This window comes from Pseudomonas sp. VE 267-6A (assembly GCF_024126555.1).
In the GTDB taxonomy this organism is placed as follows: Bacteria; Pseudomonadota; Gammaproteobacteria; order Pseudomonadales; family Pseudomonadaceae; genus Aquipseudomonas; species Aquipseudomonas palmensis.
Genome location: NZ_JAMYBY010000009.1, coordinates 193,715 through 209,163, shown reverse-complemented (window position 1 = coordinate 209,163; position 15,449 = coordinate 193,715). Strand labels below are relative to the sequence as shown.

18 protein-coding genes are annotated in these 15,449 nt (G+C 65.6%); 10 read left to right on the top strand and 8 right to left on the bottom strand.

Going from position 1 to position 15,449, the window contains the following annotated elements:
- The first annotated feature begins 31 nt into the window (after positions 1-31).
- A complete protein-coding gene (locus tag NJH59_RS12980; RefSeq protein ID WP_043862296.1) occupies positions 32-319 on the top strand; it encodes a DUF2782 domain-containing protein in 288 nt (95 codons plus the stop codon).
- Positions 320-383: 64 nt separating this feature from the next.
- On the top strand, positions 384-1,334 hold the full coding sequence (locus tag NJH59_RS12975) for a homoserine kinase (protein ID WP_043862339.1): 951 nt from the start codon (positions 384-386) through the stop codon (positions 1,332-1,334).
- A gap of 96 nt (positions 1,335-1,430) precedes the next feature.
- Here NJH59_RS12975 and NJH59_RS12970 read toward each other — a convergent pair whose 3' ends face one another.
- A complete protein-coding gene (locus NJH59_RS12970; RefSeq protein ID WP_253086858.1) occupies positions 1,431-2,351 on the bottom strand; it encodes a zinc ABC transporter substrate-binding protein in 921 nt (306 codons plus the stop codon).
- Positions 2,352-2,417: 66 nt separating this feature from the next.
- Between NJH59_RS12970 and zur the strand changes: the two genes are divergently transcribed.
- From zur to NJH59_RS12950, 4 genes are all read left to right on the top strand, one after another.
- The gene (zur, locus tag NJH59_RS12965; RefSeq protein WP_043862294.1) at positions 2,418-2,900 is read left to right on the top strand and encodes a zinc uptake transcriptional repressor Zur; all 483 of its coding nucleotides are present in this window, start codon (positions 2,418-2,420) and stop codon (positions 2,898-2,900) included.
- Positions 2,900-3,679 (top strand): zinc ABC transporter ATP-binding protein ZnuC, encoded by a 780-nt coding sequence (znuC, locus tag NJH59_RS12960; protein WP_043862293.1) that lies wholly within the window; start codon positions 2,900-2,902, stop codon positions 3,677-3,679. The genes zur and znuC overlap by 1 nt, the downstream gene beginning before the upstream one ends.
- On the top strand, positions 3,672-4,454 hold the full coding sequence (gene znuB / locus NJH59_RS12955; protein WP_043862292.1) for a zinc ABC transporter permease subunit ZnuB: 783 nt from the start codon (positions 3,672-3,674) through the stop codon (positions 4,452-4,454). Before znuC ends, znuB begins: the two co-directional genes overlap by 8 nt.
- A gap of 144 nt (positions 4,455-4,598) precedes the next feature.
- On the top strand, positions 4,599-5,312 hold the full coding sequence (locus NJH59_RS12950; RefSeq protein WP_043862291.1) for a PA5502 family lipoprotein: 714 nt from the start codon (positions 4,599-4,601) through the stop codon (positions 5,310-5,312).
- 58 nt (positions 5,313-5,370) lie between these two features.
- Here the strand turns inward: NJH59_RS12950 and katE are convergent, their stop codons facing one another.
- Complete coding sequence (katE, locus tag NJH59_RS12945) at positions 5,371-7,527, bottom strand: catalase HPII (RefSeq protein ID WP_263010531.1); 2,157 nt, start codon at positions 7,525-7,527, stop codon at positions 5,371-5,373.
- Between the two features lie 217 nt (positions 7,528-7,744).
- On the opposite strand from katE, the gene NJH59_RS12940 reads away from it, so the two are divergent.
- From NJH59_RS12940 to NJH59_RS12930, 3 genes are read left to right on the top strand one after another with little or no spacing between them, the layout of a single operon-like run.
- Positions 7,745-8,752 (top strand): methionine ABC transporter ATP-binding protein, encoded by a 1,008-nt coding sequence (locus NJH59_RS12940; RefSeq protein WP_054916029.1) that lies wholly within the window; start codon positions 7,745-7,747, stop codon positions 8,750-8,752.
- On the top strand, positions 8,752-9,423 hold the full coding sequence (locus NJH59_RS12935; protein WP_043862288.1) for a methionine ABC transporter permease: 672 nt from the start codon (positions 8,752-8,754) through the stop codon (positions 9,421-9,423). The genes NJH59_RS12940 and NJH59_RS12935 overlap by 1 nt, the downstream gene beginning before the upstream one ends.
- Positions 9,424-9,483: 60 nt before the next feature.
- Entirely contained in the window at positions 9,484-10,257 is a 774-nt protein-coding gene (locus tag NJH59_RS12930; protein ID WP_043862287.1) for a MetQ/NlpA family ABC transporter substrate-binding protein, read from the top strand.
- Between the two features lie 119 nt (positions 10,258-10,376).
- Here the strand turns inward: NJH59_RS12930 and NJH59_RS12925 are convergent, their stop codons facing one another.
- Genes NJH59_RS12925 through NJH59_RS12905 form a run of 5 tightly spaced genes read right to left on the bottom strand, consistent with a single transcriptional unit; the run spans position 10,377 to position 14,278 of the window.
- Positions 10,377-11,009: an SCO family protein gene (locus NJH59_RS12925; RefSeq protein WP_253086856.1), complete on the bottom strand. Its 633-nt coding sequence runs from the start codon at positions 11,007-11,009 to the stop codon at positions 10,377-10,379.
- Positions 11,006-11,905: a heme o synthase gene (gene cyoE, locus NJH59_RS12920; protein WP_043862285.1), complete on the bottom strand. Its 900-nt coding sequence runs from the start codon at positions 11,903-11,905 to the stop codon at positions 11,006-11,008. The genes NJH59_RS12925 and cyoE overlap by 4 nt, the downstream gene beginning before the upstream one ends.
- Entirely contained in the window at positions 11,890-12,972 is a 1,083-nt protein-coding gene (locus tag NJH59_RS12915) for a heme A synthase (protein WP_054916030.1), read from the bottom strand. Before NJH59_RS12915 ends, cyoE begins: the two co-directional genes overlap by 16 nt.
- 12 nt (positions 12,973-12,984) lie before the next feature.
- Complete coding sequence (locus NJH59_RS12910) at positions 12,985-13,572, bottom strand: hypothetical protein (protein ID WP_054916031.1); 588 nt, start codon at positions 13,570-13,572, stop codon at positions 12,985-12,987.
- Positions 13,538-14,278 carry an SURF1 family protein gene (locus tag NJH59_RS12905; RefSeq protein ID WP_123753541.1) on the bottom strand — a complete coding sequence of 247 codons (741 nt, stop codon included), beginning with the start codon at positions 14,276-14,278 and terminating at the stop codon, positions 13,538-13,540. The genes NJH59_RS12910 and NJH59_RS12905 overlap by 35 nt, the downstream gene beginning before the upstream one ends.
- Positions 14,279-14,340: 62 nt before the next feature.
- On the opposite strand from NJH59_RS12905, the gene NJH59_RS12900 reads away from it, so the two are divergent.
- The gene (locus tag NJH59_RS12900; RefSeq protein WP_043862281.1) at positions 14,341-14,544 is read left to right on the top strand and encodes a twin transmembrane helix small protein; all 204 of its coding nucleotides are present in this window, start codon (positions 14,341-14,343) and stop codon (positions 14,542-14,544) included.
- Positions 14,545-14,550: 6 nt separating this feature from the next.
- Here the strand turns inward: NJH59_RS12900 and NJH59_RS12895 are convergent, their stop codons facing one another.
- Complete coding sequence (locus NJH59_RS12895) at positions 14,551-15,438, bottom strand: cytochrome c oxidase subunit 3 (protein WP_043862280.1); 888 nt, start codon at positions 15,436-15,438, stop codon at positions 14,551-14,553.
- Positions 15,439-15,449: the final 11 nt, after the last annotated feature.

The following is a 15,449-nucleotide window of genomic DNA, read 5'->3' as shown; positions in this document are numbered from 1 at the left end:
GGAACATTGACGACAAAGGGACAAGGTTATCATGCGTAGACTAAATCGCCTGTTGCTGCTCGGTGTGTTGGCTGCCGCTCCACTGGTAGCCAATGCGGCGGATGAAGCGCCTTCGGCCGATCCGGATGTAACCATTCGCACGGAAGGCGACAAGACCATCCAGGAATACCGCCAGAACGGTTTCCTGTATGCCATCAAGGTCACCCCCAAAGGGGGCAAGCCTTACTTTCTGGTGCGCGCAGACGGCTCGGAAGGCAACTTCATCCGTTCCGACCAACCCGACATGCTGATTCCTTCCTGGAAAATCTTCGAGTGGTAATGCGAGCCCCTACCATCCACCTGGCACTTCCTGCGGGAAGTGCCCGAATGAGCAGTTTTTGACCATGTCTGTCTTCACCCCACTGACCCGGCCCGAGCTGGAAACCTTTCTGGCGCCCTATGGACTGGGTCGCCTGCGGGACTTCCAGGGAATTGCCGCCGGCACCGAGAACAGCAACTTCTTCGTCAGCCTCGAACAGGGTGAGTTCGTGCTGACACTGGTCGAACGCGGGCCGATCCAGGACCTGCCGTTCTTCATCGAACTGCTCGACGTGCTGCACGAGGCCGACCTGCCGGTGCCCTATGCGCTGCGCACCCGCGACGGCGTGGCCCTGCGCGAGCTGGCCGGCAAGCCGGCGCTGCTGCAGCCGCGCCTGCCGGGCAAGCACATCAAGGTGGCGAACAACCAGCATTGCGTACAGGTGGGCGAACTGCTCGGCCACCTACACACCGCGACCCAGCACAAGGTGCTGGAGCGCAAGACCGACCGTGGCCTGGACTGGATGCTGGCCACCGGCGCCGAACTGATGCCGCGCCTGAACCCGACGCAACAGGCGCTGCTGCAGGGCTGCCTGGACGAGATCGTCGCGCACCAGGGCCAGATCATGGCGCTGCCGCGGGCCAACCTGCATGCCGACCTGTTCCGCGACAACGCCTTGTTCGAAGGCACCCACCTGACCGGGCTGATCGATTTCTACAATGCGTGCTCCGGGCCGATGCTGTATGACCTGGCGATCACCCTGAACGACTGGTGCTGCGACGATGCCGGGCAGATCGACCCGCCGCGGGCGCGGGCGTTGCTCGGTGCATATGCGGCGCTGCGCCCGTTCACCGCAGCCGAGGCACACCTGTGGCCGGTGATGTTGCGGGTGGCCTGCGTGCGGTTCTGGCTGTCGCGGCTGATTGCGGCCGAGTCGTTTGCCGGGATGGACGTGCTGATTCACGACCCGGCGGATTTCGAGGTGCGCCTGGCGGCGCGTCAGCAGGTGGACATCGCCCTGCCGTTCGCGTTGTAACTGAGCCACTCCAGGTAGGAGCCGGCCTTGCCGGCGGAGCCGTTGGGCTGCAGCGCAGCCCTTCGCCGGCAAGGCCGGCTCCTACAGATCGGTGGGTCAGAGCTTTTCCAGGCACCCCGCCAATCCATTGCCCAGGTTCTCTAGCAACCGCTCATAGCCATTGGCATCCGCTGGCATCGTGCCGCCCAGCGCATCCAGCTCGGCCAGCGTCACCGGCAACCCCGCTGTCAGCGTCTCGGCCAGCCGCGGGCGTAGCGGCGGCTCGCTGAATACACAGGTCTTGCCCACTTCCTGCAGGCGCTTGCGCATCGCGGCCACGTGCTGCGCGCCCGGCTGCACCTCCGCCGCCACACTGAACACGCCGGTGTGCTTGAGCCCGTAGGCCGTCTCGAAGTAATCGAAGGCTTCATGGAAGACAAAGTATGGCTTGCCCGCAACAGCGCTCACCCGCGCCTTGAGCCGCGCATCCAAGGCATCCAGGCGCTCGCCGAATGCCTTGGCGTTGGCGGTGTAGCGCGCCTGGTTCTGCGGATCGGCCGCGCCCAGGTCAGCCGCCATCTTCGCCGCAATCACCCGCGCGTTCACCGACGACAACCACAGGTGCGCATCCAGGCTGCCTGGGCGGTGGTCATGGTCGTGCTCGTCGGCGTCTTGCGCGTGGGAATGGCTGTCCTCGCCGAAATGGCGCAAGGTCAGGCCCGGCAGGTTCTGCACCGCCACCGTCGGCTTGCTGCGGCTACCCAGCACACGGGGCAGAAAACCCTCCATGTCCGGGCCGACCCAGTACAGCAAGTCCACCTGGCCCACCTTGCGCACATCGGAAGGGCGCAAGGCGTAATGGTGCGGCGAAGCGCCCGGTGGCAGCAGCACATCCGGCGTACCGACACCGTCCTGCACCGCTGCGGCGATCAGCTGCAGCGGCTTGATGCTGGTCAGCACCTGAACCTCGGCCTGCGCCGGGGTCATCAACAGGCTGCTTGTGACAAAAGCGACAAAAAGGGCAAAAAATCGGGACACGATAGGCACTCATCGGGGCAGGAACGGGTAACATAATAACGTCTCTCAACAGAACCGTCGCTGCCCATGCCCAATACCCCGCTGGCCAACCGTCCCCACGACCACTCCCACTGCGTGCACAGCGCGCTGGCCGAGGCCGATGCGCTGTGCGCGCGTCAGGGCCTGCGCCTGACCGCCCTGCGCCGCCGCGTGCTGGAGCTGGTATGGCAAAGCCACAAGCCGCTGGGCGCCTACGACATCCTTGCCGTGCTCAGCGAGCAGGACGGCCGCCGCGCCGCACCGCCCACCGTGTACCGCGCACTGGATTTCCTGCTGGAAAACAGCCTGGTGCACCGCATCGCGTCGCTCAATGCCTTCATGGGCTGCAGCCACCCCGAGCATGCCCACCAGGGCCAGTTCCTGATCTGCCGCCAATGCCACGTGGCAATCGAACTGGAGCAAGCCTCCATCAGCGACGCCATCGTGGCCAGCGCCAATGATGTGGGTTTCAGTGTCGAGACCCAGACCGTCGAAGTGGTCGGTCTGTGCGGCACCTGCCGGAGCGCCTGATGAGCAACGCGTTGATCCGCCTCGAGCAGGTGGGCGTCACCTTCGGCGGCCAGGCCGTGCTCGACAGCATCGACCTGTGCGTGGAGCCCGGGCAGATCGTGACCCTGATCGGCCCCAATGGCGCCGGCAAGACCACCCTGGTACGCGCCGTACTCGGCCTGCTGGCGCCGCATACCGGCAGCGTATGGCGCAAGCCGCGACTGCGCATCGGCTACATGCCGCAGAAGATCCAGGTGGACGCCACCTTGCCGCTGTCGGTACTGCGCTTTCTGCGCCTGGTGCCGGGCGTGGACCGCAAGACAGCACTGGCGGCCCTCAACGAAGTGGGCGCCGAACACGTCATCGACAGCCCCATCCAGACCGTGTCCGGCGGCGAGATGCAGCGGGTGCTGCTGGCCCGCGCGCTGCTGCGCAAGCCAGAATTGCTGGTGCTCGACGAGCCGGTACAGGGCGTCGACGTGGCCGGTCAGGCCGAGCTCTACAGCCTGATCACGCGCCTGCGCGACCGCTACGGCTGCGGCGTGCTGATGGTTTCCCACGACCTGCACCTGGTGATGAGCACCACCGATCAGGTGGTGTGCCTCAACCGCCACGTGTGCTGCTCGGGCCACCCGGAGCAGGTCAGCGGCGACCCGGCCTTCGTCGAGCTGTTCGGCAACAACGCGCCAAGCCTGGCGATCTACCACCATCATCACGACCACGCCCACGACCTGCACGGGTCGGTGGTCACCCCGGCCCCTGGCGGGCATGTGCACGGAGACCACTGCAAGCATGGCTGATTTTCTGTTGTATGCCCTGCTTGCAGGCCTGGCCCTGGCGCTGGTGGCGGGCCCGCTGGGCTCGTTCGTGGTGTGGCGGCGCATGGCGTATTTCGGCGACACGCTGTCCCACGCGGCGCTGCTGGGCGTGGCCCTGGGCTTCGTGCTGGACGTCAGCCCGACGCTGGCGGTGACCGTCGGCTGCCTGTTGCTGGCGCTGTTGCTGGTAACCCTGCAGCAGCGCCAGCCGCTGGCCTCCGACACCCTGCTGGGGATTCTCGCGCCGAGCACGCTGTCGCTGGGCCTGGTGGTGCTGAGCTTCATGCACGATGTGCGCATCGACCTGATGGCCTACCTGTTCGGCGACCTGCTGGCGATCAGCCCGGGCGACCTGGCGTGGATCCTGGGCGGCAGTGCGCTGGTCCTGTTGCTGATCGTGGCGCTGTGGCGCCCGCTGCTGGCGGTGACCGTGCACGAGGAACTGGCCCGGGTCGAAGGCCTGCCGGTGGCTGCGCTGCGCCTGGCGCTGATGCTGCTGATCGCGGTGGTGATCGCGGTGGCGATGAAGATCGTCGGCGTGCTGCTGATCACCTCGCTGCTGATCATCCCCGCCGCAGCCGCACAGCGGCATGCGCGCTCGCCGGAACAGATGGCCCTGGGCGCCAGCCTGATCGGCGTAGTGGCGGTGTGTGGCGGGCTGGCCCTGTCGTGGTTCAAGGACACCCCGGCCGGCCCATCCATCGTGGTGTGTGCGGCAGTGCTATTCTTGGTGAGCCTGGCGCTGCCCCGGCGCTGAGCGCGCAGCCCCATGGGCAGGGTGCGGCCGACAGGGTCGCGCCCTGCGACATTTTAATCGCCGCTACATCCTGAAGAGTTATTTTCGCGCCAGCGCGCTGGGTGTAGACTTGCTCGCTTTTTGCGCAAATAGAGAGTCGCAGGAATGAAGCCGTTCGCCTCCCGTTATCTGCTCCTTGCCGCGTTTTCCGTGCTGCTGGCCGCCTGTTCCAGCGCGCCGGTCGACCCGCCGCCGCCCGCGCAGCCCGATGCCTGGCAGCTGCTGGAGCAGAACATCGCCAGCAGCGAGCTGGCCACCGCCGAAGACCAGCTGGCCACCTTGCAGGCCCAGTCGCCGGACGATGCACGCCTCGAACCCATGCAGCGCCAGCTGGCCGAAGCCTACCTGCAGCGCAGCCAGATCGTGCTGCAGAAGGGCGATGTGAATGCCGCAGCCACCGCGCTGGCACGTGCCCGTGCGCTGATGCCCAAGGCCCCGGCGCTGACCGGCGGCGTGAATGGCGCCATCACCCAGGCGCGCAAGGCCGAGCTGGACAAGGCCGAGGCCGCGCTCAAGGCGGCGGAAGCCAAGCCGCCGGCAAAAGTCATCGACCCCACGGCGCCGAGCACCGTAGTGGCGTTGAAAATCACGAAAATAGAAGAACTGCGCCGACAACTGGATGACATCGCCACCGATGTGGTGAATTACCAGTGTGACGTGGTGTTCCAGGTGCCGCGCCGTGATGACGCGCCGTGGCTACAGACCTTGCTGGCCAAGCGGGTAAGCAAGCGCGACGCGAGCTTCGCCTTGCAGCAGGCCCACGAGATTCATCGCAACCAGCCAGCGCAGGTGGTGCTTACGCCGCGGCGCGCCGAGTGATGTCGGCGGTGCCTTCTTCGCCGGCAAGGCCGGCTCCTGCAGGAGCCGGCCTTTTTGACTACGCCGGAATGGCCTTGGCGGCCGCTTCCCGCGACCACACCCGGTGCTTGGCAATCGCCGCGATCAACGCCTTGTAGGCCTTCTGATCGCTGCCCACCACCATGCCTTCATCCGCCTTGAGGCCCAGCTTGTCGAGCACGGCCTTGGCATCGCTGTCGGTACCCAGCGGCTTGAGGTGCTTGTAGGCCTCCAGCACGAAGTGCAGCGCCACGCCATCGCCGCTCAGGGCCTGCAGGCTGGCCTTGCCACCGGCGATCCATACCGCATCGAACACCACCGACGGCATGCCTTCCATCGAGGCATCCACCGCCAGGGTCTTGCCGGCAGCGGTCTTCACCGGTGCCGAGGTCGGCCCCAGCAGCACGCCCTGGGCGCTCTCGGCCTGCAACGCCTTCACCAGCGGGTCCACCAGCGTGGCATCCACGCCATCGGCCACCAGAATCGCCACCTTGCGCCCCTTGATGCCTTCGCCCAGCAGGTTCATCTGGCTCAGCGCCGGCGAAGCCTTGAGCGACTGAGGCTTGACGTCCACGGTGCCGGCCTTGGGCGCCGGCAGGCCAAGGTTCTGCGCTACCCGCGCTGCCAGCTTGAGGTCGATGTTGGCGAGAATCTCGTTCACCTCGCGGGCACGGATATGCTCGCGCTCCACCTTGCCCAGCTCGAAGCTGTAGGCACTGATGATGTGCTCCTGCTCGGTCGGGCTCATGCTCTGGAAGAACAGCCGCGCCTGGGAGAAGTGATCGCCGAACGAGGGGCTGCGCTGGCGCACCTTGTGCGCCTCGATGCGCTCGGGGTAGGTCTCGAAGCCGCCATCCTGCGCCGCCGGCTGGGTTTCCTTCGGCCAGCCGCCATCGATGGAGTTGGGCTCGTAGGACGCCCGGCCCTTGTGCACGGTGGTACGGTGCTGGGCATCGCGCTGGCCGTTGTGGTTGGGTGCCACGGGCCGGTTGATCGGGATCTCGTGGAAGTTCGGGCCACCCAGGCGGCTGATCTGCGTGTCGGTGTAGGAGAACAGCCGGCCCTGCAGCAGCGGGTCGTTGGAAAAGTCGATGCCCGGCACGATATGACCGGGGCAGAACGCCACCTGCTCGATTTCGGCAAAGAAGTTGTCCGGGTTGCGGTTGAGCACCATCTTGCCAAGCGGCGTCACCGGTACCAGCTCTTCTGGGATGATCTTGGTCGGGTCGAGCAGGTCGAACTCGAACTTATGCTCGTCGGCCTCGGGCACGATCTGCACGCCCAGTTCCCATTCCGGGTAGTTGCCGGTCTCGATCGCTTCCCACAGGTCGCGGCGGTGATAGTCAGTGTCCTTGCCCGCCAGCTTCTGCGCCTCGTCCCACAGCAGCGAATGCACACCCTGCTTGGGCTTCCAGTGGAACTTGACGAAACTGGCCACGCCTTCGGCGTTGATCAGGCGGAAGGTGTGCACGCCAAAGCCCTGCATGGTGCGCAGGCTTTTCGGTATCGCGCGGTCGGACATCGCCCAGATCACCATGTGCGCCGACTCGGGCACCAGCGAGACGAAGTCCCAGAAGGTGTCGTGGGCCGAACCGCCGGTGGGGATCTCGTTGTGCGGTTCGGGTTTGACCGCATGCACGAAGTCGGGAAACTTGATCGCGTCCTGAATGAAGAACACCGGCATGTTGTTGCCAACCAGGTCGAAGTTGCCCTCATCGGTAAAGAACTTGACGGCAAAGCCGCGCACGTCGCGCACCGTGTCACCCGAGCCACGCGGCCCCTGCACGGTGGAGAAGCGCACGAACACCGGGGTGATCTTGTCCGGGTCCTGCAAGAAGCCGGCCTTGGTCAGTGCGGCATGCGACTCGTAAGCCTGGAAGTAGCCATGCGCGCCGGTGCCGCGGGCATGCACGATGCGCTCGGGAATGCGCTCATGGTCGAAATGCGTGATCTTCTCGCGCATGATGAAGTCTTCAAGCAGCGAGGGGCCGCGGTCACCGGCCTTGAGGGTGTTCTGGTTGTCGGCAACCTTGACCCCCTGGTTGGTGCGCAGCGCCTGGCCGGTGGCATCGCTGCGAAACGGCTCCAGGCTCTGGAGCTTGGCGTTGGTGTTGGCCTTGTCGGGCGTCTGGGCGCCGGCGAGTTGACTTTCCTGGGGCGCATTCTTCTTGCTGGGCATGGGTCTGCAACTCCTCATCATCGTACGCGGGGCCCCTGGATGGGGCTCTTCAGGTAGTGACTGACAGGAGTGCCGGGCGTTCCTTTCGAATGACCAGCGAGCAACCACTGATCGCGTTATTCCTCAAGCGTTGGTCAAACACGAAATAAATGCTAAGAACCTATATACGAACAGGCTAAAATGCGCCCCCGGCTAACAGCTGACCCTATTTCATGCGCCCCACAAGGTTCGCTACGTGATCGAGTTTCAACAAGTCCATAAAACCTACCGCGTCGCCGGTAGGGACATCCCCGCACTGCACCCGACCAGCCTGCGCGTCGAAGACGGCCAGGTGTTCGGTCTGATCGGCCATTCCGGTGCCGGCAAAAGTACCCTGCTGCGCCTGATCAACCGTCTCGAGGCTCCCAGCGGCGGCAAGATCATCGTCGACGGCGAAGACGTCACGGCGTTCAATGCCAACGACCTGCGCCGCTTCCGCCAGCAGGTCGGGATGATCTTCCAGCACTTCAACCTGCTGGCCTCCAAGACCGTGGCCGACAACGTGGCGCTGCCGCTGACCCTGGCCGGGCGCATGTCGCGCGCCGAGATCGACCAGCGCGTCGGCGAGCTGCTGGCCCGGGTAGGGCTGAGCGAGCATGCCAGGAAATACCCGGCACAGCTGTCCGGCGGCCAGAAGCAGCGCGTCGGCATCGCCCGCGCCCTGGCCACCAAGCCCAAGATCCTGCTGTGCGACGAAGCCACCAGCGCCCTGGACCCGCAAACCACCGCCTCGGTGCTGCAATTGCTGGCCGAGATCAACCGCGAGCTGAAGCTGACCATCGTGCTCATCACCCACGAGATGGACGTGATCCGCCGCGTGTGCGACCAGGTGGCAGTGATGGACGCCGGGCAGATCGTCGAACAGGGCCCGGTGGCGCAGGTGTTCCTGCACCCCAAGCACCCGACCACCAAGCGTTTCGTGCAGGAAGACGAGCAGGTCGACGAAAGCGAACAGCGCGACGATTTTGCCCATGTACCGGGGCGCATCGTGCGCCTGACCTTCCAGGGCGACGCCACCTATGCGCCGCTGCTGGGCACCGTGGCCCGTGAAACCGGGGTGGACTACAGCATCCTCGCCGGGCGTATCGACCGCATCAAGGACACCCCCTACGGTCAACTGACCCTGGCCATCACCGGTGGCGACATCGAGGCGGCATTTGCCCGCTTCATTGCGGCAGATGTTCATATGGAGGTACTGCGCTGATGGACGCCCTGAGTTTCTTTGCCAACATCGACTGGGCCGAAATCTGGCTGGCCACGATCGATACCATGATCATGCTGTTCGGCTCGCTGCTGTTCACCGTACTGCTGGGCCTGCCACTGGGCGTGCTGCTGTTTCTGTGCGGCCCGCGCCAGCTGTTCGAAGAAAAGCGCGTGTATGCGCTGCTGTCGCTGGTGGTCAACGTGCTGCGTTCGCTGCCGTTCATCATCCTGCTGATCGTGATGATCCCGTTCACCGTGCTCATCACCGGCACCTCGCTGGGCGTGGCCGGGGCCATCCCGCCACTGGTGGTCGGTGCCACGCCGTTCTTCGCGCGACTGGTGGAAACCGCCCTGCGCGAGGTCGACCGCGGCATCATCGAGGCCACCCAGTCGATGGGGGCCACCACGCGCCAGATCATCATGAACGCCCTGCTGCCCGAAGCGCGGCCGGGCATCTTCGCAGCCATCACCGTGACGGCCATCACCCTGGTGTCGTACACCGCGATGGCGGGTGTGGTGGGTGCCGGCGGGCTGGGTGACCTGGCCATCCGCTTCGGCTACCAGCGCTTTCAGACCGACGTGATGGTAGTCACCGTGGTACTGCTGCTGGTGCTGGTTCAAGTTCTGCAGAGTGTCGGCGACAAACTGGTTGTGCATTTTTCCCGTAAGTAACCAAGGGTCGGCCACGCCGACGCGCCGGGGGCCGGAACGGCCCTCACAAGGAGCGATTAGATGAAAAGACTGCTTGCTGCTGTTGCCGCCGTCGCGGCCTTCTCTGCCCACGCGGCCGAGACCCTGACTGTTGCCGCCACCCCGGTACCGCACGCCGAGATCCTCGAGTTCGTCAAACCGGCGCTGGCCAAGGAAGGCGTGGACCTGAAGGTGAAGGTGTTCACCGACTACGTCCAGCCCAACGTGCAGGTGGCCGAGAAGCGCCTGGATGCCAACTTCTTCCAGCACCAGCCGTACCTGGACGAGTTCAACAAGGCCAAGGGCACTCACCTGGTCAGCGTTGCCGGCGTGCACCTGGAGCCGCTGGGCGCCTATTCGAACAAGCTCAAGAAGCTCGACGAACTGCCATCGGGCGCCACCGTGGTCATCCCCAACGACGCCACCAACGGCGGCCGTGCCTTGCTGCTGCTGGACAAGGCTGGCGTGATCAAGCTCAAGGACAACACCAACATCCTGTCGACCGTGAAGGACATCACCGGCAACGACAAGGGCCTGAAATTCCGTGAGCTGGAAGCTGCCACCATTCCGCGCGTGCTGACCCAGGTCGACCTGGCGCTGATCAACACCAACTATGCGCTGGAAGCCAAGCTCAACCCTGAAAAGGACGCCCTGGTCATCGAAGGCAGCGATTCGCCTTATGTGAACATCCTGGTGACCCGCGAGGACAACAAGGATTCGGACGCGGTGAAGAAGCTGGTAGCAGCCCTGCACACGCCTGAAGTGAAGAAGTTCATCGAAGAGAAGTACAAGGGCGCGGTCAAGCCAGCGTTCTGATTCAGAAATGCCAAGGGCTGCTACGCAGCCCATCGCGGGTCAAGCTCGCTCCCACAAGTTCTCCACCGCCCTTGAAACCAGGGTTGTACCTGTGGGAGCGGGCTTGACCCGCGAAGCTTTCAGTCGCGCTTGACCAGCCCCGGCAACTGCGCCACCAGCTTCTGGTTGTTGAACGGCGCCCGAATGAACCCGCGCTGGGTACCATCCGGCCCGAGCAGCGCCAGGTTGCCACTGTGATCGACCGTGTAGTTCGGCTTGCTGGTATCGGCCGGAATGAACGGGATGCTCACCGCATTGGCCAGCTTCTGCGTATCCTCCAGCGACCCCGTCACCCCGCGAAAATCCTTGTCGAAGTAGCCCAGGTACGTCTTCAACTGCGCCGGTGTATCCCGGTTCGGGTCGACGCTCACCTGCACCACCTGCAAACGGTCCACCGCCTCCTTGGGCAGCTCGCTCTTGACCTGCCGCAGTTGCGCCAGCGTGGTCGGGCAGATGTCCGGGCAGAAGGTGTAGCCGAAGAACAGCAGCGACCACTTGCCCTTGAGCTGGTCCAGCACCACCGGCTGGCCGTTCTCGTCGGTCATCTGCAGCGCCGGCACCTGGCGGCTCTGCGGCAGCAGGATGATCCCGGCATCGATCAGCGCCGTGGGGTCGCCCTGGCTGCGATTGCTCAGCACCTTGTTGATGGTAAGCCCGAGAATCAGTGCGACCAGGGCAACGAGGATGAAAACGGTTTTCTGGGTTCGAGTCATAGGTTCAACAGTAGGTAATGGTCAACAAGCAGCGCGATGAACAGCAGGAACAGGTACGCGATAGAGTACTTGAAGGTCCTGATCGCCGCGTGCGGCCGACTGCCACGGTACAACACCCAGGCCCAGTGCAGGAAGCGCCCGCCCAGCACCACGGCGCAGGCCAGGTACAGCGGCCCGCTCATGTGGATCACGTAAGGCAACAGGCTCACCGCCAGCAGGGCGGCGGTGTACAGCAGAATGTGCAGCTTGGTGTAGTGCTCGCCGTGGGTCACCGGCAGCATCGGGATATCGGCCTTGGCGTACTCCTCCTTGCGATGGATGGCCAGGGCCCAGAAGTGCGGCGGAGTCCAGGCGAAGATGATCAGCACCAGCAACAGGGGCTCGGCGCCCACATGCCCGGTCACCGCCACCCAGCCCAGCAGCGGCGGCGCCGCCCCGGCCAGCCCGCCGATCACGATGTTCTGCGGCGTGGCCCGCTTGAGAAAGCCGGTGTAGAGCACCGCATAGCCCAGCAGCGAGGCCAGGGTCAGCCAGGCGGTCAGTGCGTTGGTGAAGCTCAGCAGCAGCACCATGCCCAGCACCGCCAGCAGCAAGGCGAACGCCAGCGCCGCCAGCGGTGCGACGCGCCCCTCGGCCAGCGGCCGCTTGTGGGTGCGCGCCATCAGTGCGTCGATGCGCCGGTCCACCACATGGTTGACCGCCGCCGCTGCGCCCGCACACAGGCCGATGCCCAGGTTGCCGAACACCAGTACCGTCCACGGCACGCCCGCGCGGGTGGCCAGAAACATCCCCACCAGCGAGGTGATGAGCATCAGCACCACCACCTTGGGCTTGGTCAGCTCCAGGTAGTCGCGCCACAGCGCCTGCTGGCGCGCGGGGTTCAGAAGCGTTGCCATGGGTTCTCTCCCAGATAATGCACCACGCCCACCGGGCGCAGCGGCGTCAGGCGCCAGCCCTGGCTGACCCTGCGCGCCTTGGGCTGCGTGGCCAGGCGCGTGCGGTAGTTGACCAGCACCAGCGTCAGCAGCAGCGCCGCGCCACCGGCGTTGTGCGCCACCGCCACCGCCAGCGGCAGCCCGAACGCCACATTGCTGATGCCCAGCCCCACCTGCACCGCCAGCGCCAGCAGCACCAGCCTGGCCAGGCGCCGCAGACCGATAGCGTGCAGCTGCCAGGCCAGGGTCAGCAACACCAGCGTGACCAGCAGCGCCCCCAGGCGGTGGGTGATATGGATGGCGGTGCGCGCCTCGCTGTCGAGTTGTCCGCCCAGGTAGTTGGGGCCGATGTGCTGGGTGAGGTGAAAGCCGTTGGCAAAATCCGCCTCGGGCCACCACTGACCGTGACAGGTCGGCAGGTCGACGCAGGCCACCGCGGCATAGTTGGCGCTCACCCAGCCGCCCAGGGCGACTTGCCCGATCACCAGCAGCAACGCCAGTGCCGCCAGGCGCCTTAGCCGCAGCGGCAGGCCGGGCAGGGGCATGAACGCGCGCGACAGGCGCAGGCTCAGCAGAAACAGCAGGCTCAGGGTGGCAAAGCCGCCCAGCAAGTGCGCCGTGACCACCTGCGGCCACAGCTTGAGGGTAACCGTCCACATGCCGAACGCGGCCTGGAAGAACACCACCGCCAACAGCAGCAGCGGCAGGCGGTACGGCTGGCCGTTGTGCCCATGCCGACGCAGCGCCTGCACCGCCAGCATGGCGATCACCAGCGCCAAGGTGCCGGCAAAATAACGGTGCACCATCTCGTTGCGGCCCTTGTGGGCCTCGACCGGCGTGTCCGGGTAGTGGCGTTCGGCATGTGCCAGTTGCGCCTCGGTCTTGGGCACGCTGATGAAGCCGTAGCAGCCCGGCCAGTCGGGGCAGCCCAGGCCGGCGTGGGTCAGGCGGGTATAGGCCCCCAGCAGCACCACCACCAGCGCGAGGAAGGTGGCGAACACGGCGAGGCGGTATCCGGGTCTGGCCATGGTGCGTGCCTCCTAGCCGATGTTGGACAGCTTGAGCAGATGGCGCAGGTCGTTGAGCAGGTCCTTGCCCTTGACCCGTGCGTCGTAGCGCAACACCAGGTTGCCGTGGGGGTCGACGATCCACAGCTGCGCGCCCTTCAGGCTCCCGGCGGCCCTGCTGTACTGCGCCAGCTCCAGCGCATAGCGCTGCAGTTGCGGGTACTCGCGCGCAAGCCTGGCCTGATACGCCTCGCTCAACGGTTGCCCGGCGGCCAGCGCGTGGCTGGCACGGGCGGCGTCGCGGCCAAGGCCGATCTGTACCTGGCGCGCCAGGTACACCAGTTGCTGGCAGTCTGCGTCACAGTCACCAGGGGTGCTGACCAGCAGTTGCCAACGCGCCTCGTCGGTCGCGACCCCCAGCTCGGCGCGGCCCTGGCCGTTGCCGATCAGTTCGCCGTGGTAGCTGCGGCTTTCCGGCACCCAGAACTGCAGTTTGTACATGCCGGTGGCGAGCATCATCGGCCCCACCACCACCAGCAGGATCAGAATCAGCTGCAACCGCCCGCGCCAACGACGGCGCGGCACTTCAGACGTGCCGGATGGATGCATGACGGCGCCCATGGTGGTTCTCCTTGTCGTTGTGCCAGCCGAAATAGAGGTACAGCGCAACCAGCGCCGCGGCCAGGGCAAACCATTGCACGGCGTAGCCCAGGTGTTTCTCCGGGCCCATCGCCACCACTGGCCAGTCCAGCCGGTAGCTGGCCGGGCCCGGTTCCAGGCGCAGTTCATGGGCAAAGCCCTCGCGGCCCAGCTGCGGCCACAGCTGCGCGGCATCCACCGCCGTGAGCAGGTGCGGCCAGCGGCCCCCTTGCGGGTCGGCGTGCAACTGGAAGGTGCTGCCCGGCGACACATAGACCCAGGCCTGCAGGGCAAGCGGTGTCTCGGGGGTGCTGAACTGCACCGCCACACGCCGGTCGGGCCAGGGCAGCCAGCCGCGATTGACCAGCAGCCACAGGCCGCTGGCCTGGTCGTGAAAGGGTTGCAGCAGCTCGACCCCGGCCTGGCCGTCGCGCAGGCGGTTGTCGAGCAGCACACTGTGGGTGCGGTCGAAACGGCCATACAGGTGCACCCGGCGATAGGCCGGGTCGCTCGCCTGCGCCAGCTGCTCGCTGGCCAGGGGCGCTGCCACCCGGCGCTCTGCATAGGTGGCCAGCAACTCGCGCTTTTCGGCGGCGCGCCCCAACTGCCAGCAGCCCAGCGCAATCAGCCCCGGCAGCAGCAACATCACCACCAGGGTCGGCACCCGGCCGGGGCGGAACGGCCTCATCGGGGCCCCGCAACGGCTGTCGCTATACTTGTTGTAGTCATCGCATCCCCCGGAGTACCGCCATGCTCAAAGCCGCGATTGTCCTGATGCTGCTGGCGACCGTGATCAGCCTGTTCAGCGGCCTGTTCTTTCTGGTCAAGGACGATGACAACTCGACCCGCCTGCTCACCGCCCTGAAAATCCGTGTCAGCCTGGCCGCCATCACCCTGGCGCTGGTCGCCTGGGGTTTCTACAGCGGCCAACTGGTGTCCCACGCGCCGTTCTAGGCGCGGTTACAGCACATACACGAAGATGAACAACCCCACCCACACCACATCCACGAAGTGCCAGTACCAGCTGGCAGCCTCGAAGCCGAAGTGCTTGTCTGCGCTGAAATGCCCGCGCAGGATGCGCATCAGCATCACGAACAGGATGATCGTGCCCATGGTCACGTGGGCCCCGTGGAACCCGGTGAGCATGAAGAAGGTGGCGCCGTAGATCCCCGAATGCAGGGTCAGGCCCAGTTCGGTGTAGGCCTCGTGGTACTCGTAGGCCTGCAGGATGAGAAACGCCACGCCCAGCACGATGGTCAGCGCCAGCCAGAATTTCAGCGCACCGCGGTGATCCTTGCGCAGGGCATGGTGGGCGATGGTGATGGTCACGCTGGAGCTGACCAGCAGAATGGTGTTGATCAGCGGCAGGTGCCACGGGTCGATCACATCGCTGGGCGGTGGGAACAGCTTGGGGTCGGGGGTATGCAGCAGCGGCCAGGCGAACTGGAAGTTCGGCCACAGCATGTGCGCCACGCCCTTGGCACCTTCCCCACCCAGCGCCGGGCCTGCCAGGTGGCGCACGTAGAACAGCGCACCGAAGAAGGCCACGAAGAACATCACCTCCGAAAAGATGAACCACGACATGCCCCAGCGGAACGAGCGGTCCAGCTGCGGGCTGTAGAGCCCGGCGCGGCTTTCCTTGATCACCGCGCCGAACCAGCCGAACAGCATGTAGGCCAGGCACAGTGCGCCGACGAAGAAGATCAGCGGGCCATGGGAGTCCTCGTGGCCGGCCTTCATGTCGTTGAACCAGGTGCCCAGGCCGAACACCGTGATCAGCATGCCGAGGGTGGCGATGATCGGCCACTTGCTCTGCGCCGGTACGTAGTAGTGCTGATGAGCAGCCATGGATCGTTCTC